The organism is Vibrio sp. SCSIO 43086, assembly GCF_051132235.1.
In the GTDB taxonomy this organism is placed as follows: domain Bacteria; phylum Pseudomonadota; class Gammaproteobacteria; order Enterobacterales; family Vibrionaceae; genus Vibrio; species Vibrio diabolicus.
The window spans coordinates 161,866-182,878 of the sequence record NZ_CP072678.1; the positions used below are offsets into that span (position 1 = coordinate 161,866).

At 44.2% G+C, this 21,013-nt stretch carries 19 protein-coding genes; 10 read left to right on the forward strand and 9 right to left on the reverse strand.

Features of this window, described 5'->3' with window-relative positions:
* Positions 1 to 52: 52 nt before the first annotated feature.
* The 3 genes from J8Z23_RS16990 to rnk all read right to left on the reverse strand — a co-directional run bounded on the left by J8Z23_RS16990 (position 53) and on the right by rnk (position 3,916).
* Entirely contained in the window at positions 53 to 1,837 is a 1,785-nt protein-coding gene (locus J8Z23_RS16990; protein WP_434635587.1) for an Ig-like domain-containing protein, read from the reverse strand.
* Positions 1,838 to 2,316: 479 nt separating this feature from the next.
* Entirely contained in the window at positions 2,317 to 3,270 is a 954-nt protein-coding gene (locus J8Z23_RS16995; RefSeq protein ID WP_046875474.1) for a GGDEF domain-containing protein, read from the reverse strand.
* 238 nt (positions 3,271 to 3,508) lie between these two features.
* Positions 3,509 to 3,916 carry a nucleoside diphosphate kinase regulator gene (gene rnk / locus J8Z23_RS17000; RefSeq protein WP_005394604.1) on the reverse strand — a complete coding sequence of 136 codons (408 nt, stop codon included), beginning with the start codon at positions 3,914 to 3,916 and terminating at the stop codon, positions 3,509 to 3,511.
* Between the two features lie 529 nt (positions 3,917 to 4,445).
* On the opposite strand from rnk, the gene nirB reads away from it, so the two are divergent.
* From nirB to cobA, 4 genes are all read left to right on the forward strand, one after another.
* Positions 4,446 to 7,010, forward strand: coding sequence for a nitrite reductase large subunit NirB (nirB, locus tag J8Z23_RS17005; RefSeq protein WP_256966025.1), 2,565 nt, complete (start codon positions 4,446 to 4,448; stop codon positions 7,008 to 7,010).
* Between the two features lie 13 nt (positions 7,011 to 7,023).
* Positions 7,024 to 7,347, forward strand: coding sequence for a nitrite reductase small subunit NirD (gene nirD / locus J8Z23_RS17010; RefSeq protein WP_434635589.1), 324 nt, complete (start codon positions 7,024 to 7,026; stop codon positions 7,345 to 7,347).
* 196 nt (positions 7,348 to 7,543) lie between these two features.
* Positions 7,544 to 8,395 (forward strand): formate/nitrite transporter family protein, encoded by an 852-nt coding sequence (locus tag J8Z23_RS17015; RefSeq protein ID WP_301616168.1) that lies wholly within the window; start codon positions 7,544 to 7,546, stop codon positions 8,393 to 8,395.
* A 172-nt stretch (positions 8,396 to 8,567) separates the two neighbouring features.
* Positions 8,568 to 9,326, forward strand: coding sequence for a uroporphyrinogen-III C-methyltransferase (gene cobA / locus J8Z23_RS17020; RefSeq protein WP_434635590.1), 759 nt, complete (start codon positions 8,568 to 8,570; stop codon positions 9,324 to 9,326).
* A gap of 13 nt (positions 9,327 to 9,339) precedes the next feature.
* Here the strand turns inward: cobA and J8Z23_RS17025 are convergent, their stop codons facing one another.
* A complete protein-coding gene (locus J8Z23_RS17025) occupies positions 9,340 to 9,780 on the reverse strand; it encodes a DUF4174 domain-containing protein (protein ID WP_012842228.1) in 441 nt (146 codons plus the stop codon).
* 117 nt (positions 9,781 to 9,897) lie between these two features.
* Between J8Z23_RS17025 and J8Z23_RS17030 the strand changes: the two genes are divergently transcribed.
* Positions 9,898 to 10,386 carry an NYN domain-containing protein gene (locus J8Z23_RS17030; protein WP_005394594.1) on the forward strand — a complete coding sequence of 163 codons (489 nt, stop codon included), beginning with the start codon at positions 9,898 to 9,900 and terminating at the stop codon, positions 10,384 to 10,386.
* Positions 10,387 to 10,474: 88 nt separating this feature from the next.
* On the opposite strand, the gene J8Z23_RS17035 is transcribed toward J8Z23_RS17030, so the two are convergent.
* Positions 10,475 to 11,806, reverse strand: a complete 1,332-nt coding sequence (locus J8Z23_RS17035; RefSeq protein ID WP_301606502.1) for an anaerobic C4-dicarboxylate transporter — start codon at positions 11,804 to 11,806, stop codon at positions 10,475 to 10,477.
* Positions 11,807 to 12,226: 420 nt separating this feature from the next.
* Here J8Z23_RS17035 and J8Z23_RS17040 point away from each other — a divergent pair, with 420 nt between their 5' ends.
* On the forward strand, positions 12,227 to 12,964 hold the full coding sequence (locus tag J8Z23_RS17040) for a siderophore ferric iron reductase (RefSeq protein ID WP_164665658.1): 738 nt from the start codon (positions 12,227 to 12,229) through the stop codon (positions 12,962 to 12,964).
* Positions 12,965 to 13,053: 89 nt separating this feature from the next.
* Positions 13,054 to 15,225: a TonB-dependent receptor gene (locus tag J8Z23_RS17045; protein ID WP_258459933.1), complete on the forward strand. Its 2,172-nt coding sequence runs from the start codon at positions 13,054 to 13,056 to the stop codon at positions 15,223 to 15,225.
* Positions 15,226 to 15,279: 54 nt separating this feature from the next.
* Here J8Z23_RS17045 and J8Z23_RS17050 read toward each other — a convergent pair whose 3' ends face one another.
* Entirely contained in the window at positions 15,280 to 15,471 is a 192-nt protein-coding gene (locus J8Z23_RS17050) for a DUF2986 domain-containing protein (protein WP_012842232.1), read from the reverse strand.
* 136 nt (positions 15,472 to 15,607) lie between these two features.
* Between J8Z23_RS17050 and J8Z23_RS17055 the strand changes: the two genes are divergently transcribed.
* Both J8Z23_RS17055 and J8Z23_RS17060 read left to right on the forward strand, forming a co-directional pair.
* Positions 15,608 to 16,117, forward strand: a complete 510-nt coding sequence (locus tag J8Z23_RS17055) for a GNAT family N-acetyltransferase (protein ID WP_301609994.1) — start codon at positions 15,608 to 15,610, stop codon at positions 16,115 to 16,117.
* 13 nt (positions 16,118 to 16,130) lie between these two features.
* Positions 16,131 to 16,520, forward strand: coding sequence for a nitrous oxide-stimulated promoter family protein (locus J8Z23_RS17060; RefSeq protein ID WP_109170309.1), 390 nt, complete (start codon positions 16,131 to 16,133; stop codon positions 16,518 to 16,520).
* A 48-nt stretch (positions 16,521 to 16,568) separates the two neighbouring features.
* On the opposite strand, the gene J8Z23_RS17065 is transcribed toward J8Z23_RS17060, so the two are convergent.
* Together J8Z23_RS17065 and trxC are read right to left on the reverse strand one after the other, a co-directional pair.
* Positions 16,569 to 17,729 carry an MFS transporter gene (locus tag J8Z23_RS17065; protein ID WP_256952979.1) on the reverse strand — a complete coding sequence of 387 codons (1,161 nt, stop codon included), beginning with the start codon at positions 17,727 to 17,729 and terminating at the stop codon, positions 16,569 to 16,571.
* A gap of 176 nt (positions 17,730 to 17,905) precedes the next feature.
* The gene (gene trxC, locus J8Z23_RS17070) at positions 17,906 to 18,340 is read right to left on the reverse strand and encodes a thioredoxin TrxC (RefSeq protein ID WP_104972630.1); all 435 of its coding nucleotides are present in this window, start codon (positions 18,338 to 18,340) and stop codon (positions 17,906 to 17,908) included.
* A 162-nt stretch (positions 18,341 to 18,502) separates the two neighbouring features.
* Between trxC and J8Z23_RS17075 the strand changes: the two genes are divergently transcribed.
* Positions 18,503 to 19,597 (forward strand): ketoacyl-ACP synthase III, encoded by a 1,095-nt coding sequence (locus tag J8Z23_RS17075; RefSeq protein WP_170902529.1) that lies wholly within the window; start codon positions 18,503 to 18,505, stop codon positions 19,595 to 19,597.
* 86 nt (positions 19,598 to 19,683) lie between these two features.
* Here the strand turns inward: J8Z23_RS17075 and J8Z23_RS17080 are convergent, their stop codons facing one another.
* Entirely contained in the window at positions 19,684 to 21,009 is a 1,326-nt protein-coding gene (locus J8Z23_RS17080; protein WP_434635592.1) for a DUF1501 domain-containing protein, read from the reverse strand.
* Positions 21,010 to 21,013: the final 4 nt, after the last annotated feature.

Below are 21,013 nucleotides of genomic sequence, written 5' to 3' on the forward strand. Positions count from 1 at the left end.
TGAATAAAAAGCCTGGAGTATTCTCCAGGCTTTTTTGTATGAATTGCGTGATTTAGTTCGGTTTCCCTTTACCGTTTCCACCACCATTCCCACCAGAAGTCGATTGTAAGGTGATGCTAATCGTCGCGGTTGAAGAAGACTGACCGTCACTGATCGTATAAGTAAATGAATCATTATTCTTAAACTTCTTCGAAGGTGTGTATTCAATGGAGCCATCGCTCAGTACACGGGCGCTGCCTTTGTTTGGCTTAGCGACCGTAATTGCAAGAGAGGTCGATTGTTCAAACGAGTCATTATTTAACTGCTCGATGCGAACGACGGATTTATCACTGATCGTTACGCTATCATTCACCGCCTCAAGTGGTGACGTCGACTCAGACAACACTGTGTAAGATAGCTCGGTTTTGGCTGATTGTTCATTTTCAGCATCTATAACGTCAACGGTTATGCTGTAAGAGTTCGGCTGAGCATCGCTGTTTGACGTAACCATGACCGTCGTTTCTGCACTCATGCCGGAAGGAACCGTCAAGGCGCTTGCGTCATAATTCCATCCGTCAGGAACGCTTAAAGCCGTTGTATAAGTCGCGTCTGCACATTCTGTATTGTTCTGGTTCGTCACTTTAAGATTATACGCTAACGTTGCTCCAGCATTTGCATCAGAACCTGATAGTGGGGTTAGAGAGAGTAGAGGCGATGTCGCAACGCATTGCCCGGATTCACCACCAAATATGACACTGACCTGGGCGTTTTGACCATTAGCACTTTCCAAAGTAATTGACACGCCTGTTTTTGGATCGGTGAACGTTCCACCAATTGGAAGAGCAGGGTCTTCCCAGTCATTACTCCCAAATAATTGTTTGAAAGTGGAGTCAGGCTTCATGTGTAGCAAGCGGCTACTTTTAAGATCACCGTCTGTCGCTAGGCGCACAACCACACCTTCTGTCACATCTTGGCGGTATACGATGTACGAACGGTCACGTAAAAAGCTGTCGTAGCCAAGAGCTTGTCGATATTCAACGTAAAACCATTGGCGCTGACCTGTAATTGGATCGGTACCTCTTGGGATTTTTAAAACTTTTGATGAAGTACTTTCAAAGTCTTCATAGGCATCAATAGAGTAAACACCATCACTAGAAATGATTTGAGCAGGGGAGGTCTGCCACCCTAAGTTTTCCAATTGGAAGGCGCTAAAGTAACCCATATCGTAGTTACCCATTGTATCGTAGCTATCACCGTACTCTATGACACGGCAATCACCAGCTAACGTACCGTCTTTACAGTCGAGTGCGGAAGCGTGATGCAATCCAAAATTATGTCCTAATTCATGGGCGATAACTCGAGGCTCGAAAACCGCATTTATTGACGCTCTAGAGGGAGTTACTCCTTGACTACCAGAGCCTTCTGATGCACATCCAGTTTTGGTTGTTAAGTAGATAAAACGGTCATAGTTTGATAGTTGATATCCCGCAGTTTCAGCCATTTTGTTGGCTTCCGCTGCTACAGCATCATCATCGCAAATTTGGTTTGATATCGGTAAGGTGAATGTTCCAGCAACATCACCAGATAGCCAAAGTTGCCCCTGGGACATTTGCGAATAGAAGTCGCTAACGGTATTAAAAACAACATGATGGGCGTCTTCTTTAGAGATCGGGATCTCTTGAGGGTTTTCTTGGAAATTGACGAGTACAACTAATGTTTTTTGTTCACCACTAGCCACTTGCTCAGCATAAGCCTCTGATGAAAAAGAATATGCTGACACGAGGGTTACAAAGCCTAGAGCTAGCAAGCGTAAATTTGACGCAACAAAGCCCAATTGAGGGAGGATGACCTTCTTCAATTTATATACCTACTTAATATTTTGATATTAAATGAAATTACAAATTCATAATGTTTTAAATAAAATAAATACCGAGCTCTATCCAAATAGAACCAGTAATTATCAAGTGTGCATTATGTTTTATAAAGTTTGTTTTATATTTGTGTGTGTTTATTACTTTTAAACACGAGGCGAGATATTAGCAGAAGGGGTGGTTAAAATTCAACCATGCATTTCGGTTTTTATAAGTTTATGAATTATAATGTTTAACTACTTTTTACTGGTGGTTTTTATAAAAATAATAAGAAATAATATTGTATGCAACAAAAGCAGTTACAAAGACAGTAATAATATTACACCGTGTAGTATGCAACACTCTTAATTGTTTGTTATTTCTTTTGTTTCCTATATAAATGACTTATTAAAAATAAGACGCTATCAATTCCGTAGAGAAAATTGTCAAATTAAAGAAATATTAATTTCAAAAAACAAGAGACTTATTATATCTGGATATAGGCAACGCCATTTTTGCCATTTTTCTTTATCTCATACATTGCATGATCGGCTTTTTGATAAACTTCATTAAACTGTTGTTTTCCTTTATCAAATAGACAAACACCGATGCTCATTCCAATCGTTACTTTATTTAAGTCCTGATTTATCGCAGGAATGATGGAACTTAAGAGTCGATCACAAAGTTGAGATATTTCTTCTTGATTTGAATAAGAGCTTAAAACGACAAACTCATCTCCTCCTATGCGTCCGACTTGAGACTTGCTTGGCGCAAGCTCTGTTAAGCTATTGGCGATATTAATGAGGAGAGTATCACCAGTATGATGGCCTAGCTGGTCGTTAACTGCTTTAAAATTATCTATATCAACAAACACTAAGGCAGACTGCTGAGACGGCTTGGTTTGAGGTTGATGATTAAAGTTTTCCTCAATTGCTTTTCTATTTAACAGTCCGGTCAATGGATCACTCGAAGCTAACTTAGCCAGTTGCTGCTCATATCGCTTTTCTTTTGTAATATCGATATGAGTGCCCATCATGCGTAGTGGTTCGCCATCAGAACCATACTCGACGATGCGCCCTCGATCGTAGACCCAACTATCACTGCCGTCTTTATGAATCATGCGATGAACTACCTCATAAAGGTCGGTTTTGCCAGCTAGGTGATCTTCAAATGCACCCACCGCAAGATCATAATCTTCAGGGTGGAGATTGTTTTTCCACGTTTCAACCGTCGCGGTTAACTCATGGGGCTGATAACCTAGCATTTTGCCCCACTGCATATTGAATATCGTCAAAGTACCTGAAGGAATATGCTGCTCCCACAAACACAGTCCATTACTGTCGAGTGCAGCATTCAACTTTTCTTGTAGTCGCGCATTCTTCCGCTTCAGCTCTTCATTTTCTTTTTCTAAGCAGGCAATTCGAGTTAGATATTCTTCCATTTTGCGCATAATTTACGTCGTTTTCGGAGCGACAATATACGAAAAATACTTTGCAATTTCTATGATTGAGCTTGGAGATATAAGTATTGAATATGCGGTAAATAATAAAGAATCGGTGATGTTACTTAAGAGCAGCAAAGTAAATGCTTGGAAAAACAAAGAGGGAAATAGGGGATAAGCGAGGGGCTCTCCTGGTGCAAAGTCATAAATGAGGCCTTTGCACCGGGACTACTGAGGGTTAGCGGTTTAGTGCACCACAACGCTCAGGCTGGTAGGTGATATCGACAATTTCAATTGTCTTCACTTGATTATTTGGCATTGGCCATTCAAGTTTTTGACCAACAGACAAACCGATCAGTGCGCTGCCTACGGGCGCAAAAATGGAAATATCATCACTGCTTTTCAGCTCAGATGGGTAAACCAGTGTCTTTGTCATGGTTCTATCTTCACCTGCAAATTTAAACTCTACAGTTGAGTTCATCGTGACCACATTATCTGGCATTTGTTCTGGCTCAAGAACCGTCGCACGGTCTAGCTCTGCTTCTAGCTCAACAAGCTCCGCCGCGATGTTTGGCATTTTATCCAACAAAGCCGTGATTCGGTTCATATCTAAGCTTGAAATGTAGATAGAATTGTTTTCTGACATTTTATGACTCCCAAATAAAAGGCCGCCTCACAAACATGGGACGGCACTCTATATGTCAATTACGGTATCAATCATATGGATTTTATTCCATATGAACTAAATCAGATTCTAGTCTTTATAGTGCGACTTAGCTAGTAAAAGATTTTTGTTGTGAGACTTGATTTTTCTAAAACTTTCAGTCACTTCAGTTGTTCACCTTTAATAGCCTTGAAACGGCTAGGTTAAAACGAATGCTTTGTTTTTAAACAAAGCAGGGTTTATCGTTAGCGTGGTTTAACTCGACAATCATTGCCATTCTGTAAAAGCCAAAACTGTATAGCCCTTTGTGAGCATGACTGCGGTTATCTCATTTTGTAAAAACTACCAACATCCGTTAATAAATTACCTTTTATTCTTCAATATCAAGATAAAAACGTTCATCTACCCCTTTAGGGTAGTTTGAAATTGTAATTGATTTACATCATGTATTAATTTTCTTTCACAATTAACAATGAGCTCAGTGATAAGAACCTAACCCTTAGGAATTATAATGAGCAAGTTGAAGCTAGTAGTCATCGGTAACGGTATGGTAGGGCACCGTTATATTGAAGACTTAGTCGAGAAAGCTGATATCTCTAATATGGAGATTACCGTTTTCTGTGAAGAACCTCGTGTCGCATACGACCGTGTGCACCTTTCCTCTTACTTTTCTCACCACACTGCAGATGAACTTTCTTTAGTGAAAGAAGGCTTCTACGAGAAACACGGCATCAATATGTTGATCGGTGAACGTGCGATTAACATTAACCGTGAAAACCGCATTGTTTACTCAAGCACTGGCCGTGAAGTTCAATACGACAAGCTGATTCTTGCTACAGGCTCATTCCCATTTGTCCCGCCTATCAAAGGTCATGAAAGCAAAGACTGTTTTGTTTACCGCACGATCGAAGATCTAAAAGCGATTGAAGCGTGTGCGAAAAACAGCAAATCAGGCGTGGTTATCGGTGGTGGTCTGCTAGGTCTTGAAGCGGCAGGCGCATTGAAAGCACTAGGTGTAGAAACGCACGTTGTTGAGTTCGCACCAAAGCTAATGGCTGAGCAACTTGATCTAGCTGGTGGTAACCAACTTCGTCAAAAAATCGAGCGCATGGGCGTGAACGTTCACACTAGCAAAAATACGCTTGAGATTGCGGCAGAAGGCACAAACGCACGCAATGTTATGCGTTTTGCTGACGGCTCAGAGCTAGAAACAGACTTCATCGTATTCTCTGCAGGTATTCGTCCACAAGACAAACTAGCTCGTCAAATGGAGCTAGAAGTTGGCCCTCGTGGTGGTGTTGCCATCAACGACCACTGCCAGACTTCTGATGAGAACATCTACGCGATTGGTGAGTGTGCGTCTTGGAACGACATGTTCTACGGTCTTGTTGCTCCGGGTTACAAGATGGCGACGGTTGCTGTTGATCACCTACTAGGTAACACAGAAAGCAAATTCGAAGGCGCTGACATGTCTGCGAAGCTGAAATTGTTGGGCGTGAAAGTAGGTTCTATCGGTGATGCGAACGGTCGCACTGAAGGTTGTAAGAGTTACGTTTACCAAAACGAAGAGCAAGAAGTTTACAAACGTCTTATCGTTTCTGAAGACAACAAGAAGCTGCTAGGTGCAGTACTAGTAGGTGACACGTCTGATTACGGCGATCTGCTTCAACTAATGTTGAACGAAATCGACCTACCAGAACACCCAGATGCGTTGATCCTTCCTGCACACGCAGGTGCTGAGAAACCAGCACTCGGTGCGGATGCACTACCAGAAAGCGCAGTGATCTGTTCATGTTTCGACGTAACCAAAGGCAAGATCGCTCAAGCGGTTGCTGATGGTCACCACACATTGGGTGACATCAAAGCAGTGACTGGCGCAGGTACAGGCTGTGGTGGCTGTATTCCTCTAGTGACTTCAGTACTCAACGCCGAGCTTGCTAAATCTGGTATCGAAGTGAAAAACGACGTGTGTGAGCACTTTGCTTACTCGCGCCAAGAGCTGTTCCACCTAATCCGTATTGAAGAGATCAAAACGTTTGATGAGCTTCTGGAGAAATACGGTAAAGGTTACGGCTGTGAAGTATGTAAACCACTTGTGGGCTCTATTTTGGCGTCTTGCTGGGGTGAGCACATTCTTAAGCCACAACTGGTTAAGCTGCACGACACGAACGATAACTTCCTAGGTAACATCCAAAAAGACGGTACTTACTCTGTGATCCCACGTATGGCGGGTGGTGAAGTAACGCCTCAAGCACTGGGTGCGCTAGCGAACGTTGCTGCTGAATACAATCTATACACCAAAGTAACCGGTGCTCAGCGTATTGGTCTGTTTGGTGCTCAAAAAGACGATCTTCCAGAGATCTGGCGTAAGCTTATCGACGCTGGTTTCGAAACAGGTCAAGCATACGCAAAAGCACTTCGTATGGCGAAGACCTGTGTTGGCTCAACGTGGTGTCGTTACGGCGTTCAAGATTCTGTTGGTTTAGGTTCTTACATCGAGAACCGTTACAAAGGCATTCGTACACCTCATAAGATGAAGTTTGGTGTTTCTGGCTGTACTCGTGAGTGTGCGGAAGCACAAGGTAAAGACCTTGGCATCATCGCGACTGACGCAGGCTGGAACATGTACGTATGTGGTAACGGTGGTATGAAACCTCGTCACGCAGACCTACTAGCAAGCGATCTAGATAAAGAAACGCTAATCAAGTACATCGACCGCTTCATGATGTTCTACATCCGTACTGCTGCGCCACTACAACGCACATCAGTTTGGATGGAAAACATGGAAGGTGGTGTTGACTACCTACGCGAAGTGATTGTTGAAGACAAACTTGGCATCAACGCTCAATTAGAAGCAGACGTAGCGAAGCTTGTAGACGAGTACGAGTGTGAGTGGACGGCGACCATCAATGACGAATCACAACTGACTCGTTTCGCACACTTCATCAACTCTGACAAGCGCGATGACAACGTTGTGTTTGTTCAAGAGCGCGAACAGCACCGCCCAGCGACCTTCACGGAGAAACATCCTGAAGCGAAAGGCGACATCCTACACGTAGCGATCACTGAAGCATAAGGGAAGGTTGAACATGTCATTTGAAAAGATTTGCCAAATCAGCGACATCGTACCGGGCACTGGCGTTTGTGCTTTGGTTAATGGTCAGCAAGTTGCGGTATTTCGCCCAACAGAAGCGGAAGAAGTGTTTGCCATCAGCAACAAAGACCCATTCTTCCAATCAAACGTGCTTTCTCGCGGTTTGATTTGTGAGCACCAAGGCGAACTTTGGGTAGCAAGCCCACTTAAAAAGCAACGCTTTAACCTGACAACAGGTGCGTGCATGGAAGACGAGCGTTTTAACGTGAAAGCGTACAAAGCGCGTGTAACCAACGGTGAAGTAGAAATTTCTGCATAAGCTTGGTTTGCATTCCCTCCTCCTTAAGGGGAGGGAGTGCACCGAGTACTTAGATTCAATAGACAAAGGCTTTCCAAGCGTCATTTTTGGGGAACAGGGAAGCGAGATGATGTCGACAGCAGTGGGTGTCAACGGGAAGCCTTTCTCTATTCAATCTTTAACTTTTTAACTTTCAATTTTGAATAAGGACACATTCATGTCTACAGACTTTAAACCTGCTGAATTCGTGCAAACCATGATCAACGTGGGTGAAGCGAAAATTAATACCAGCACACGAGATCTTCTGCTTCGCGGCACGATGGCAGGCGTTATTCTGTCTCTTGCGGTGGTGGTTGCTATTACCGCGATTGTACAAACGGGCATTGGCCTTGTGGGGGCGCTTGTTTTCCCTGTGGGCTTTGTGATTCTCAGTGTGATGGGTTACGACCTTGTCACAGGTGTTTTTGGTCTTGCTCCTTTGGCTAAGTTTGCTAACCGTCCGGGTATCACTTGGGGTCGTATTTTCCGTTGCTGGGGATTGGTAGGTTTGGGTAACCTGATTGGTTCTCTAATTGTGGCTTACCTAGTGGCAATCTCTCTAACCGGTAACTTCTCTCTAGAGCTCAACGCGGTAGCGAAGAAGTTTGTCGCTGTATCGACTGCCCGTAGCCTTGGTTTCGAAAACATGGGCATAGACGGATGGATCACGTGTTTTGTACGCGCTATCTTTTGTAACCTAATGGTGTGCCTAGGCGTGATCGGCAACATGACGGCACGTTCAGTATCTGGTCGTGTAGCGATGATGTGGTTCCCAATCTTCATCTTCTTCGCACTCGTATTTGAGCACACCGTGGTAAACATGTTCCTATTCCCACTGGGTATGATTCTAGGTGCGGATTTTGGTATCGCGACTTGGTTGAACTTCAACCTTATCCCAACCATCTTAGGTAACATCGTTGGTGGTCTCGTAATGACTTGTCTGCCACTGTATCTAACTCATGCGAAAACAGCGCCTTCTATCTGCGTAGTTGAAGAAGAAGTAAAAGCAGAACCTGCAATCGCAAAATAAACCGCTTTATATGGCCCTATCTTTTGCGGGTGGGGCTATTCAACTCATTTAACTTTCAATAGATATTGTATTGATTTAGCTATAAAAAGTAATAACTCCTTGGGGTAGTTTGAACCTTAAGTTAATAACGTGAGTGTTACTCTTTATATCCAAATTTCCGATAGGCGTTGATATGACTACTGCGAACTCATCTTTAAACAACGGCTTTGTTTCTTTAGTTGGTGCAGGTCCGGGCGATCCAGACTTGCTGACGGTCAAAGGTTTGAGAGCCATTCAAGCGGCTGAAGTTGTGGTGTATGACCGATTGGTGTCGAAAGACATTCTTAAACTGGCTCACGCATCTGCTGAGATGATCTATGTAGGCAAGAAACTGGACTTTCACTGTGTACCTCAAGATCAAATTAACCAAATCTTGGTACAAAAAGCACAAGAAGGTAAACGCGTTGTGCGCCTAAAAGGTGGTGATTCTTTCATCTTTGGACGCGGCGGTGAAGAGTTAGAAGAGCTTGCAGAATATGGCATCAAATACGAAGTGGTGCCGGGGATCACCGCGGCGGCGGGTGCAACAGCTTACGCGGGTATTCCATTAACGCATCGTGACCACGCGCAAAGTGTTCAATTTATTACGGGTCACGTGCAAAAAGACGGTCGAGAAATTGAGTGGCATTCGTTAGCGCAATCCAACAACACACTTGTGTTCTACATGGGTTTGAAGCAAAGCGGTCATATCATGGATAAGCTGATCACTCATGGATTAGATCCTGAGATGTCATGCGCAATTATTGAAAACGGTACCCGCCCAGAGCAGCGCGTGTTCCAAGGAAAATTGAACGAACTTTCTGAAATGGCTGAGAAGGCGATCAGTCCAGCATTGATCGTCGTTGGCAGCGTGACTCAGTTGCACAACAAACTAGACTGGTTTAGAAAATAAGTTCGTCTAATGGTTAGATTTTGCAGGGGCTATGACGTCTCTGCATTTCTTGCTTACGCATTGGCATTTGATCAATCAAGTTGTTGATAAATGGCCAATCCGTTTCTGCGCCCCATCGGTATTTCTCTTGGCCATCTTTACCAAGTAAAATTGCGGTATGTGAACCTTTTTCAATTTCATACAGCTTGGCAAGCATTTTCAAATCAAATTCTTCTTTGAGCCAAGCTGGAGACGTATAGCCTTGTTCTGTAATGACTAATGTGACCACATCTCTGTCTTCCAACTCACACTCATTCATGAGTGTTTCTAGTAAGAATTGTTTAACGTATTCATCGTTTTCTGGAGCGAAGTAAAGCACACTCCGATGTGGCCAGTACTTTGAATGTGCTGGATAACCGAATGCTGTCGATGACAAGATACAAGAAAGTAGTATCACTAGTAACTTTCCGCCCATGACAGTTCCCCTAGAAACCCAAATACCGTTTATACGTTAAGTTTAGTGGAATTGGCTCATTGTGCTTTTACCAAAACTGACTTAGGGTAGGCAGCAAATAAATCAAGCGTAGAAAAGATGAATTCAGAAAGAAAACAAAAGATCGCCATTTTGGTTGATGTACAGAATGTGTATTACACCTGTCGCGAAGCGTATCGCAGTAATTTTGATTACAACCAGTTTTGGTATGTTGCGACGCAAGGGAAAGAGGTGGTGAGTGCTCGTGCTTATGCCATCGCGAGTAACGATCCAAAACAGCGTCAGTTTCATCACATTTTACGCGGTGTTGGGTTCGAGGTAATGCTTAAACCCTATATTCAGCGTCGTGACGGCAGCTCGAAAGGCGACTGGGATGTCGGTATTACTCTTGATGCGATTGAAATTGCCCCTGAAGTTGAGGAAGTGATTCTCGTTTCTGGAGATGGGGACTTTAGTCTGCTAGTGGAACGAATTCAGCAGCGCTTCAATAAAACGGTGACCGTTTATGGTGTGCCTAAGCTAACATCCCAAACTCTGATTGATTGTGCCGATAACTTTGTCGCGATTGATGATGACTTCTTACTGTAATAACTAACGTGACAAAGAAAAGGCGAGTCATTCAGGCTGTACGCTAACGTACAATGACTCGCCTCTAATTTATTGTTGATTTGGCTAATTATGAAGGAATGATCATTTGTCCTAACAAGTAGCCCAGACAGCAAGCACCAATCACACCAATCAAACCTACCGACATAAATGAGTGGTTGAAGTACCACTTACCAATCTTAGTGGTACCTGACGTATCGAAGTTCACTGTCGCGATATCTGAAGGGTAGTTCGGAATAAAGAAGTAACCGTATACCGCAGGCATTAGGCCGATAAGCAGTGCAGGATCCAGACCCAAGCCAAGACCGACAGGCAACATCATACGTGCAGTCGCTGCTTGAGAATTCACTACAACCGACACAATGAACAACGCAAGCGCGAACGTCCAAGGGTAGTTGGTTACCATCTCAACGATGCCAGATTTGAACTGAGGCATTGCGTATTGGAAGTAAGTATCTGACATCCAAGCGATACCGAAGATAGCAATGGCAGCCACCATACCTGATTTGAATACTACGCCGTTTGGTACGTCACGTGGATCAGTTTTGGTTGCAAGCAAAATGATACCGCCGAAGCAGAGCATCATCATTTGAATCACAACGGCCATGCTGATTGGTTTCGCGCCATCTACGATGGTACGAATGTCCGGCCACATCGCGATAACGACGATAACCAAGATAGACGCGATGAACAGCAACACAGAGTTACGAGCACTTGTTGGTAGCACTTCATCAAGAGATGTTGCAGTGGTGTTGAGGATCTTGTCACGCCACACCGGATCTTTTAAACGCTCTTGGTATTCTTCATCATCTTCCAGTTCTTTACCGCGTTTTAGGCTGTAAAGTGACATCAGCAACGTACCGAATAGCGTCGCTGGAACAGTAACGAGCAAAATAGAAAGCAGAGTGATCTCGTGCTGAATATCAGAGAGTTGTGCCAAGTAGTAAACCACTGCCGCTGAAATTGGAGAGGCCGTAATCGCGATTTGCGAAGCGACGGAAGCGGCTGCCATTGGACGTTCCGGACGAATGCCGTTTTTCAGTGCAACGTCGCCAATGATTGGCATGATGGAGTAAACCGCGTGACCTGTACCGAGCAAGAAGGTCATAAAGTAAGTAACAAAAGGAGCGATCAGGGTGACGCGTTTTGGGTTTTTACGAAGCACACGTTCGGCAACTTGCAGCATGTATTTCAAACCACCAGCCGCTTCAAGAATGGATGCACATGTTACCACTGCTAGGATGATCAACATAACGGTGACAGGAGGGGAGGTTGGCGGCATCTTAAAGATGAAGACTTCAATCACCAAACCAATACCAGATACGACCCCAAGGCCTATACCACCATAACGTGAGCCGATATACAGCATCACGAGCAAAAATAGAAACTCAAGATACAACATGTGGATTTCCTTATTCAAAACAGGGGGCTATATAGCCAAATTACTTAATTACATTGTCCCGATATTCAGAAAGAAAATACTTCATGTTGTTCACACTCCTTTGGATAAGAAACAGCAATATTCAATTATTGGCAATAACTCACGCTACACAGGGAAACTGTTAACACAGTTTTATCAGGGTGTTTTTATGCTGTGTATTTTTGCGATCATGTCAGCGCTAAATGCGAAGAGGTTTAAGAGTTTGTTGCTATTCATCGCATACGTAACCAGACCTTACGGGCGCAAAGAGCTTGAAAATAGAGGCAGAGACCACAGATGAGAATAGGCTTTTGTTATGTGAACACAAAGGATAATAGTTTGCATTGCGATTAGTGCTTGGGTATAAAGGTGTCAGAATGACTACACCAACAATAAACCATCATGTCTGAGCAATTTTTCCCGCAACTATTTCAAACTTCGAGTGAGATTACGCCTTACCTTCACGGTGATATTGGCGAAATAGGGCAAGAAGTTATTCATATCGAAAATGATATAAATCCGATCATTCAAGGCCTTTACCAACAGTTGTCTGAGGCTCATCCGGAAGCGGGAAAAGCGTATTGGTTGACGAGAACGTGGGATTTGTTGTGTTGGCAGCCTGTTTATGTTGCGTTCATTTCTATCTACGGTTTCCACACGTTGCCAAACATTCGTGAGATGGCGCAGCACCTCAAGCCTTGTTTTGTGTCTGGATATCGATTCGCTGACGAAACACATATACATGGTAAGCCAGAAGAATTAATAAAAGAGGCCGGACGTCAAATTCGAGAGTTGTTCGATTTCTACCAACAAGAAATGAGTCAATGGACGCGCATTCGCCCAGGCTTCACTCATCAATTGATGTCGGATGGGATCATGGCTTGTTTGATTCGTCTTCAACAGCGTTTTCCGCAAATGACCAACACAACATTACGTGAGCATGCCATCTTGTGGTTACAGGCATTGGGTTTAGATGCCAACAATAGTCATTCACTTTATGAGACGTCACTGGATCAGCCGCTAAAATTGGTCAGAAAAAGCTGTTGTTTAGTCTATAAGTGTGAAGGCAGAAAGCTTTGTGAAGATTGTCCTCGTTTAGAAAAAAATCGACAGCTTATGAGCAAGCATAATCCTAATTAACATTTGGTTAACTTATGTAACAGTGCTCGATTTGAGAGTGAGAATAAGTATCATTGCATGCTCTTGTTGACAACAAAAAGATAAATACAATGATAAAAAGGACGTTTTCTCTTAATCTCATCGTACTTGCGATGAGCAGTGGATACGCAGTTAGCTCAATAGCTGCGGAAGAACTTCAACAAACATCAACACCAAGTGATGAACAAATGGTGGTCGTGGGCAGTGTGATGCCGAAATCGATCTCTGATATTCCAGGAACGGTTTGGTTTGTAGGGCAAGAGGAAATTGCCCAACAATATCGCGCGGGTAAGACACTTGGTGACATTCTTTCTGCGACCATTCCTTCGTTAGACGTTGGTACGGGTGGTCGAACTAACTACGGCCAGAACCTGCGTGGCAGAGCGATGTTGGTGATGATTGATGGTGTCTCACTGCAGTCTTCTCGCCCAATTAGTCGTCAGCTTGATGCGATTGACCCATTCAACATCGAGCGAATTGAAGTACTATCTGGTGCAACTTCCATTTATGGTGCAGGCGCTACTGGTGGTGTTATTAACATTATCACCAAGAAAGCTTACTCGGATGATTTGTCGTTTGAATCCTACGTGAGTGGCACTACAGGTTTTAACAGCAGCGATGACTTTGATTATAAACTAGCGCAGTCTATCTCAGGTGGTAATGAGCGAATTGCCGCTAGGGGTTCGGTTGTGTACACCGAGACACAAGGTGCATTTGACGCAAATGGCGACATTGTCACGCCAGATATTTCCCAAGGTTCTCTGCAATACAACTCGACGCTTGATGTGATGGGATCGACAGAGATTCAAATCTCCGATGCCAGCAAGTTAAACCTTCTCGCACAATACTATGACAGCCAGCAAGATTCGCCATACGGCTTGTACATTGTTAACAATAAATTTGTTGATGTACGAGAGGGATTCGATTCCGATCGTGAACACGGTACAGAGCGAGTTCTCTTAAGTGCGAACTACGCTCACGACAGCGTATTCGGCCATCAACTGATTGGCGAGTTGTCTTACCGAAGTGAAGACCAAACGTTTACTCCTTATTACCAAGGTGCTTCTCAGCAAAAGACAGAGGTTTTTGCTGGACGTTTGGCACTGGCAAAAAACTGGGAATCATTCAATCTTGTTTATGGTGTTGATACGTATTTAGACCGTTTTGAGAGCAATCAAGCTCTATTCGATCCAAGCATTGCAAACAACTCTGGAAACTTGATTAATAAAACGTACGCCGAAGTTGGTCGTTACCCAGGTGTAGATGTAACGTCTTACGCAATGTTTGTTCAAGGTGACTATCAAATTAATCAAGATTGGTCCGTTCAAGCAGGTTACCGCTATCAATACATGGACAATAAGATTGATGACTTTGTTGCCTATAGCGTACAAAAGAAGATTGCCTCGGGTAAGGGGGTGTCAGCGGATGCGGTACCAGGTGGCAGCACCGACTACTCTGTAAGTCTGTTTAATTTGGGCACCATTTATCAGCTTAATGATGAATCTCAACTTTGGGCAAACTTCTCCCAAGGTTTCGAACTTGCTGACCCTGCGAAGTACTATGGTCAAGGCAGCTATGATGCTGTGGATGCAAACGGTCATTATGCGTTGAACAACAGCATTAATGTGTCTGACTCAAAAATGTCAGGTATTAAAACGGACAGCTATGAGATCGGTTACCGTCTTGATACCAACTCTCTTGCGCTTCAGGCGGCAGGCTATTACTCGCTTTCAGACAACTCCATCAAGTATGATAGAAAAACGTTGTTGATTACGAATGTTGACGACGAGCAGCGTGTTTACGGTGCAGAAGCAAACATCAATTACTGGGTGACCCGCGATATCCTGTTAGGGGCATCAGGACACTACGTAGTTTCTGAGCTGAAAACCGATGGTAAATGGGAAGATTTGAGCGCAGGTAAAGCCAGTACGTCTAAGGCTAATGCATGGGCTGCATACTACCAAGATTCGTACTCGATTCGTCTACAAAGTCAGACGATGTTTGATTACGAAGATGACGCCAACAATAAGTTGGAGGGCTACACCACGTTTGATCTTCTGGGTAATGTAACACTACCTGTTGGGCAGTTAGGCTTTGGTATTCAAAACCTATTTGACGAAGACTACACAACCGCTTGGGGTCAACGTGCGCAGATTCTTTACGCGGCACACTACGATGCAGCAGCTTACGACTACAAAGGAAGAGGTCGCACATTCACACTGAACTACAGTGTTGAATATTAAAGTCAATTCTCCTCGTACAACAAACAAAAAAAGCCGCATAAAGCGGCTTTTATTTTAAGCTTGATCTGTCGGCACTGTGTCTACAACATTTTCCGTGCTTTCCGAGGCTTGGTTTTGCTCTTCAGCTTCCATTTTTGCACGTTCAGCTTTGGAGATATAACGCGGCTTATTGCTCTTATGTAGCTTAGCGTTATGCTTCTTCTGCTTCGCTTTTAAGATCTGATTGATTTTCTTCTTGCGGTTCATGGTGGTGGTCCTTTAATTTAGCGGGGCAGGATAGTTATTTTTTTATCAAGTTACAACTAAATAAGCCCTTACGTCGGTCGCAAGATTCAAGTACGTTTCTATGTCCAATCATCTCTCGCGTTTTAATGGAGTCCAAATGAAAACACTGATCACTGAACGTTTGATATTACGTCTTGTGAGTGTAGATGATGCACCATTCATATTAGAACTTTATAACCACCCAGACTTTTACCGTTTTGTCGGAGATAAACAAATTCGTACTGAGTATGAAGCGGCGCGTTATATAAAAGAAAACATGCTACGCATGCAAAAAGTTAAAGGTGTGAGTTTACTCGTAGTAGAGAAAAAAGACGATGGACAACCGATTGGTATTTGTGGGCTAGTTAAGCGTGACACATTGCAACACTACGATCTCGGGTATGGTTTTTTACCTTCCGCTTATGGTTGCGGCTACGGAGTCGAGTCGGCAACCGCGGTGCTGGAATATGCTCGAGGGGAAATGAAACTCGATAAGTTGGCTGCCATCACCAACAATGACAATATTCGTAGTATAAGTTTGCTCAAAAAACTGGGCTTTGAGTTTGAACGAGTTGAGCAGCAATACGATAATGGTCGAATGTTAGAACTTTACACAATGACGTTGTGATTTTTGGAAGCTCATGAGCGATATTTTACTTGGCAAGCTCGCCACTGAATTTAAGACGGTAAAAGCCATGGTAGAGGTTTACTGTCACGATCACCATGGAAAAAAAAGTGACTTGTGCTCAGAATGTCGTGAGCTGCTTGAATACGCAGAAGTTCGTCTTGACCGCTGTCCTTATGGAGAGAATAAACCTACGTGTAACAAGTGTCCGATTCACTGTTATAAACCGGATCCGAAAGAGCAAATGCGTTTGGTCATGCGTTACTCTGGCCCCAGAATGCTACTGAAACATCCCATCTTGGCGGTTCGTCATTTACTTCATGAAAAGCGCGCGGTACCGGAAAAACCTGCAGCGAACGCGTCAAACCGTCACAAACGTTTATCTAAACAAAAAAGCGAAGAATAAAAAACGAGGGCGACATGCCCTCGTTTTCGTTGAGTAGAAGTTGCGTGGTTAGAGGCCAGCGGCCATACGCTGCTTAGTTTTGCTCGCTGCAAGTAGCATGTATACGCCAGTCGCAACCAAAGCGGCAAACAAGTAGCCTAGTAAGCCATGTTCTTGGCCCATAAATTTATCAGCCACAACCGGGCCAGCAACAGAGCCAATGCTGTAGCTGAACAGCATGACTTGTGTGGCAGAGACAATAAAGCGCTCATCAAGTCCTTCGCAACCTAAGTTGATCGCAATTGGGTACAAGGCAAAAGTAGCTGCACCTAAAAAGAATAATGCAGCAGCTAATACCACGGCTGACGATGAAATAAAGGTCAAACCGATCGAAAAAATACCCAAAATACAAAAGAACGCCATTAGCACTGTGCGGCTCATGTATTTGTTCAATGTGGTCACCATTGGTTGAACCAACATGCCACCTAGGATCACTAGTGCCATCAATGTACCAATGTCTTGATGGTTGATTTTACGGTTAGTGAGCTCAACAGGCATTAATCCGTAGATCGCGCCTAAGGTCAAACCTGATACAACACAACCAATAATTGCAGCATGGTTTAGCTTGGCAATTTGCTTAAATGACAAAGCGGTTGATTCATGGCTGTTTGGTTGTTCACACTCAATAAACATCAGCACCAACATCGCCATTAGGATCAGCGTTGTGATTGCAATGAACGGAACACCGCCACTTACGCCAAGTACACCAATGCCAAATTGGCCTAATGCAGAACCGCCATAAAGCGATAGCATGTACAAGCTCAAACGTTTTGCACGTGATGCTTCGTCGCCAGACATTAGCCAAGATTCAACAATGACAAAAACGCCCGCAACGGCAATACCTGCGATAAAACGAGCAGCAAGCCACACTAACCCATTAGCCAAAACGGGTAGCGTGACAATCGTTAGCGAAAATGCCGCTAAGCAGCCAATAAACGCTTTACGGTGACCCACTTGACGCACGACACGTTCAATAAACATCGCGCCGACCAATAAGCCGCCATAAAAAACACTCGCCAACCAACTCGCATAATCTGCTGAGATGTTGTATTCACCGAGCATGAGAGGGATCAAGCTCATTAAATAGCCCGAAGCCACCGCATAAAGAGACAGTGCGACGACTGGAACTGTAACTCGTGGTGATGCTGCAGGAACGACTGTGTTTTCCACTGTTTTGCGCCTATAAGTTAAATGAAATCTATGGGTTATTCGGCGCGAATATGAGGCTAATAGTTAGGCAAGTAAAATGATTAATTTAAGTCGTTTCGACAAATAATATTTGTTAAATAGATAGGTCGATAAGTTGCATAAAAACGCCAACCTACCAGTGAGGTTGGCGTGGAGGATTACTTATTAAGTGCTTGATTTAACCATTGATCAAACTGACTTTTAGGTAGCGCACCATTGATCATATCAACACGTTGACCGTTCTTGAAAACCATGATGGTAGGAATGCTTCGAATGCCAAATTGTGCAGCGAGCGCTTGCTGTGCTTCTGTATCAATCTTTACAAAACGAGCCGTTCCTGCTTGTTCATGAGCGACATCCGAGAAAATAGGAGCAAAACCGACGCACGGATTACACCAAGGGGCCCAAAAGTCGACGACAACAGGCGTATCACTTTGTAATAGGGCAGAAAAGTTATCTTGCGTTCCTTCGATAGGCGCGCCATCAAAAAGTGCACTTTTACATTTACCGCAAGTTGCAGACTCTGCAACACGCTCATTAGGGACACGATTCAGACCGCCGCATGAAGGGCAGCGAGTTTTAAACGATGACATGACTTCTTCCTTTATTACGTATTGATGAAAACATGACTTACCAGTCAGCCTCATTATTTGTATACTTATTTTTTAACCTGCCGAGATAACGCAGAGCAGGTTTGTATTTGAGCCTAAGGTTCTAAGAAATTTTATTAAAATACAACAATAAATAGGTCTGCGATGACAAATTACTACGCTGAAATTACAGGTTGGGGGAAATGTGTTCCTCCTGCCGTGCTCTCTAACGATGATCTTAGCACTTTCCTTGATACTTCAGATGAGTGGATTCGTACCCGTACCGGTATCGAAAACCGCCGTATTAGCCATGTAAATACTTCAGACATGGCAACCGTTGCTGCCAAACACGCATTGGCGCGCGCGGGCGTTGACGCCAGCGACGTTGATTTAATCATTGTGGCGACTTGTTCTCCGGATTCACTTATTCCAAACATCGCATCTAAAATACAGCAGAACTTGGGCATTCGCTCTGCGGCGGCCTTTGATTTAAATGCCGCATGTACGGGATTTGTCTACGGCCTTGAAACGGGCACACGTTTGATTCAATCAGGTAACTATCGCAACGCGATCATTATTGGCGCGGAAAGATTGTCTTTCTACATCGATTGGGCCATGCGAGATACCGCTGTTCTATTTGGTGATGGCGCGGGCGCCGTTGTGTTATCAAGAACAGAAAAAGAAACGGGTCTATTGCAATCTCAAATTGGTTGTGACGCTAAAGGTCGCGATATTCTTTCCGTACCAAAGTTTGGTACTTGTATGGACCGTTTTGCGGAAGACAACGGTTACTGGGATTTCAACTTCGTAGGACAAGAAATTTTCAAACGTGCGGTAAAAGGCATGGGGCTAGCTGCGAAAACCGTGCTTAAAGCATCACAGTTAACTACCGACCAAGTCGACGTTGTTATTCCTCATCAAGCGAATATTCGTATTATTCAAACCCTATGTGACCTATCTGGGATCCCACACGACAAAGCGTTTGTGAACATCCAAAACTACGGCAATACTTCTGCAGCGACGGTGCCAATTGCATTGTGTGAAGCGGTAGAGCAAGGCCGAGTTAACCCAGGTGATAACATGCTTCTTGCTGCATTTGGTGCAGGTTTGACATGGGGTGCGGCGGTATTGAAATGGGGTGACCGCGTAACGCCAATTGGTGAAAGTGATGCGGTTCTGCCTGAATGTGAGCAATCCGCGCTAGAATTGCTTGAGCGTGCCATTAAGCTGTGTAACGAGCGCCGTCGCGACGAAGCGTAACGGACACTCAGCGGAAATGATATTGAAAAGGGAGCGTAAATGCTCCCTTTTTCATAACAAGTTAATTAAGAGCTCATTAAAGCAGCTTAAGCCATAAAGCCAAGGTTTGAATTAGCGAAGTTGCGGATATTCGGGAACACGTATTCCAATGCCGCGTTATCACTCACGCCCATCCATTGCGCGAGAGTTGAGCCCACCTGATCTGCTGCAATTTGGGGTATGAGTCGACCTTGAGAATAGTCATCGTTTCCACCCAATACTAGTTCAGGCCATGTGCCGATAGCTCGCTGACCATTCACCGCGCCCCCAATCAATAGTTGATGACCACCCCAACCGTGATCGGTGCCGTTACCGTTGCTTGTCATCCGTCGACCAAAGTCAGACATTGTAAAAGAGGTGACTTGCTTGTTTAGCCCCAACCGCGCAATCGCACGATACATTGCTAAGAGGTTAGTTGCTAGATCTTCGAGTAGTATGGGGTGTCGAACTAATTGAGAATCGTGTAGGTCGTAGCCAGAGTGTTTAACGAAGAAGACTTGTCGTTGTTGCTTTAACACATCTTGGCTTGCGATCAATTTGTAGACGGTTTGCATCTGCTTGCCGAGCGTTGATGAGGTGAACAGCGGCGCGTCATCAATATGATTGAGTTGCTCGCTTAGCACGCGGCTCATCATCATCGACTCATCAACCATCAAATTAAAGTGACCACTAAACGGATTCTCTGTTTGATGAGAAAGCAGTTGGTCATAGATCCCCTTGTATAGCGGGTTATCAATCGCGGTAAGCTGAACCGCACGGTCTTTTTTCAGCACGGTTTGGCGGTGTTCCATCGCGCGTAACCAAAGCGAGTTCCCGTGCACACTGTATAGTGGGGTTATTTCTGATTCAGAAGTTAATACGTCCAACATTCTTCCTGCCCAACCCAAGTTGCTAGATTCTTGCATACCACCAAGTAACCAAGCGTCAGTTTGTGAATTGTGGGAAAACAGTTGCTCGGGAAGTGACGCTTCACCTAGCTCAATCGCTTGTTTTGTAACGGGATGGTTGAGAATGCCGCTATTGAGCACGATATTGGCATCGCCTTGTTCGAAAATTGAAGACAGCGCCTTTAGTTTGGGGTGTAAGCCAAGTTCTACCAGATTATCCGAGCTATCGGCGGTACGCAAATTGATAGGGAGTATGTCGTCTTTGGCGACAGAAAGAGTACCTCTGACTTTGGCATATTGGTTATAGTGCGCGTCAGACAACGGCAGTATGGTGTTGAACGCATCATTTCCACCTGCTAAATAGACACATATTAATGCTCGAAAGTCATTAGATGGCACCGCGAGAGAATAACCCGGTAGACCAAGCGAAGCTAAAGCGCCCATCGATGCAGTGCTTTTTATAAAATGTCGTCTTGAAATATCCATAATC

What these genes read in the sequence shown, in the direction of transcription:
- J8Z23_RS16995 (WP_046875474.1), bottom strand. Translation starts at nt 3,270, where the DNA reads ATGGAAGAATATCTAACTCGAATTGCCTGCTTAGAAAAAGAAAATGAA.
- rnk (WP_005394604.1), bottom strand. Translation starts at nt 3,916, where the DNA reads ATGTCAGAAAACAATTCTATCTACATTTCAAGCTTAGATATGAACCGA.
- nirB (WP_256966025.1), top strand. Translation starts at nt 4,446, where the DNA reads ATGAGCAAGTTGAAGCTAGTAGTCATCGGTAACGGTATGGTAGGGCAC.
- nirD (WP_434635589.1), top strand. Translation starts at nt 7,024, where the DNA reads ATGTCATTTGAAAAGATTTGCCAAATCAGCGACATCGTACCGGGCACT.
- J8Z23_RS17015 (WP_301616168.1), top strand. Translation starts at nt 7,544, where the DNA reads ATGTCTACAGACTTTAAACCTGCTGAATTCGTGCAAACCATGATCAAC.
- cobA (WP_434635590.1), top strand. Translation starts at nt 8,568, where the DNA reads ATGACTACTGCGAACTCATCTTTAAACAACGGCTTTGTTTCTTTAGTT.
- J8Z23_RS17025 (WP_012842228.1), bottom strand. Translation starts at nt 9,780, where the DNA reads ATGGGCGGAAAGTTACTAGTGATACTACTTTCTTGTATCTTGTCATCG.
- J8Z23_RS17030 (WP_005394594.1), top strand. Translation starts at nt 9,898, where the DNA reads ATGAATTCAGAAAGAAAACAAAAGATCGCCATTTTGGTTGATGTACAG.
- J8Z23_RS17035 (WP_301606502.1), bottom strand. Translation starts at nt 11,806, where the DNA reads ATGTTGTATCTTGAGTTTCTATTTTTGCTCGTGATGCTGTATATCGGC.
- J8Z23_RS17040 (WP_164665658.1), top strand. Translation starts at nt 12,227, where the DNA reads ATGTCTGAGCAATTTTTCCCGCAACTATTTCAAACTTCGAGTGAGATT.
- J8Z23_RS17045 (WP_258459933.1), top strand. Translation starts at nt 13,054, where the DNA reads ATGATAAAAAGGACGTTTTCTCTTAATCTCATCGTACTTGCGATGAGC.
- J8Z23_RS17050 (WP_012842232.1), bottom strand. Translation starts at nt 15,471, where the DNA reads ATGAACCGCAAGAAGAAAATCAATCAGATCTTAAAAGCGAAGCAGAAG.
- J8Z23_RS17055 (WP_301609994.1), top strand. Translation starts at nt 15,608, where the DNA reads ATGAAAACACTGATCACTGAACGTTTGATATTACGTCTTGTGAGTGTA.
- J8Z23_RS17060 (WP_109170309.1), top strand. Translation starts at nt 16,131, where the DNA reads ATGAGCGATATTTTACTTGGCAAGCTCGCCACTGAATTTAAGACGGTA.
- trxC (WP_104972630.1), bottom strand. Translation starts at nt 18,340, where the DNA reads ATGTCATCGTTTAAAACTCGCTGCCCTTCATGCGGCGGTCTGAATCGT.
- J8Z23_RS17075 (WP_170902529.1), top strand. Translation starts at nt 18,503, where the DNA reads ATGACAAATTACTACGCTGAAATTACAGGTTGGGGGAAATGTGTTCCT.
- J8Z23_RS17080 (WP_434635592.1), bottom strand. Translation starts at nt 21,009, where the DNA reads ATGGATATTTCAAGACGACATTTTATAAAAAGCACTGCATCGATGGGC.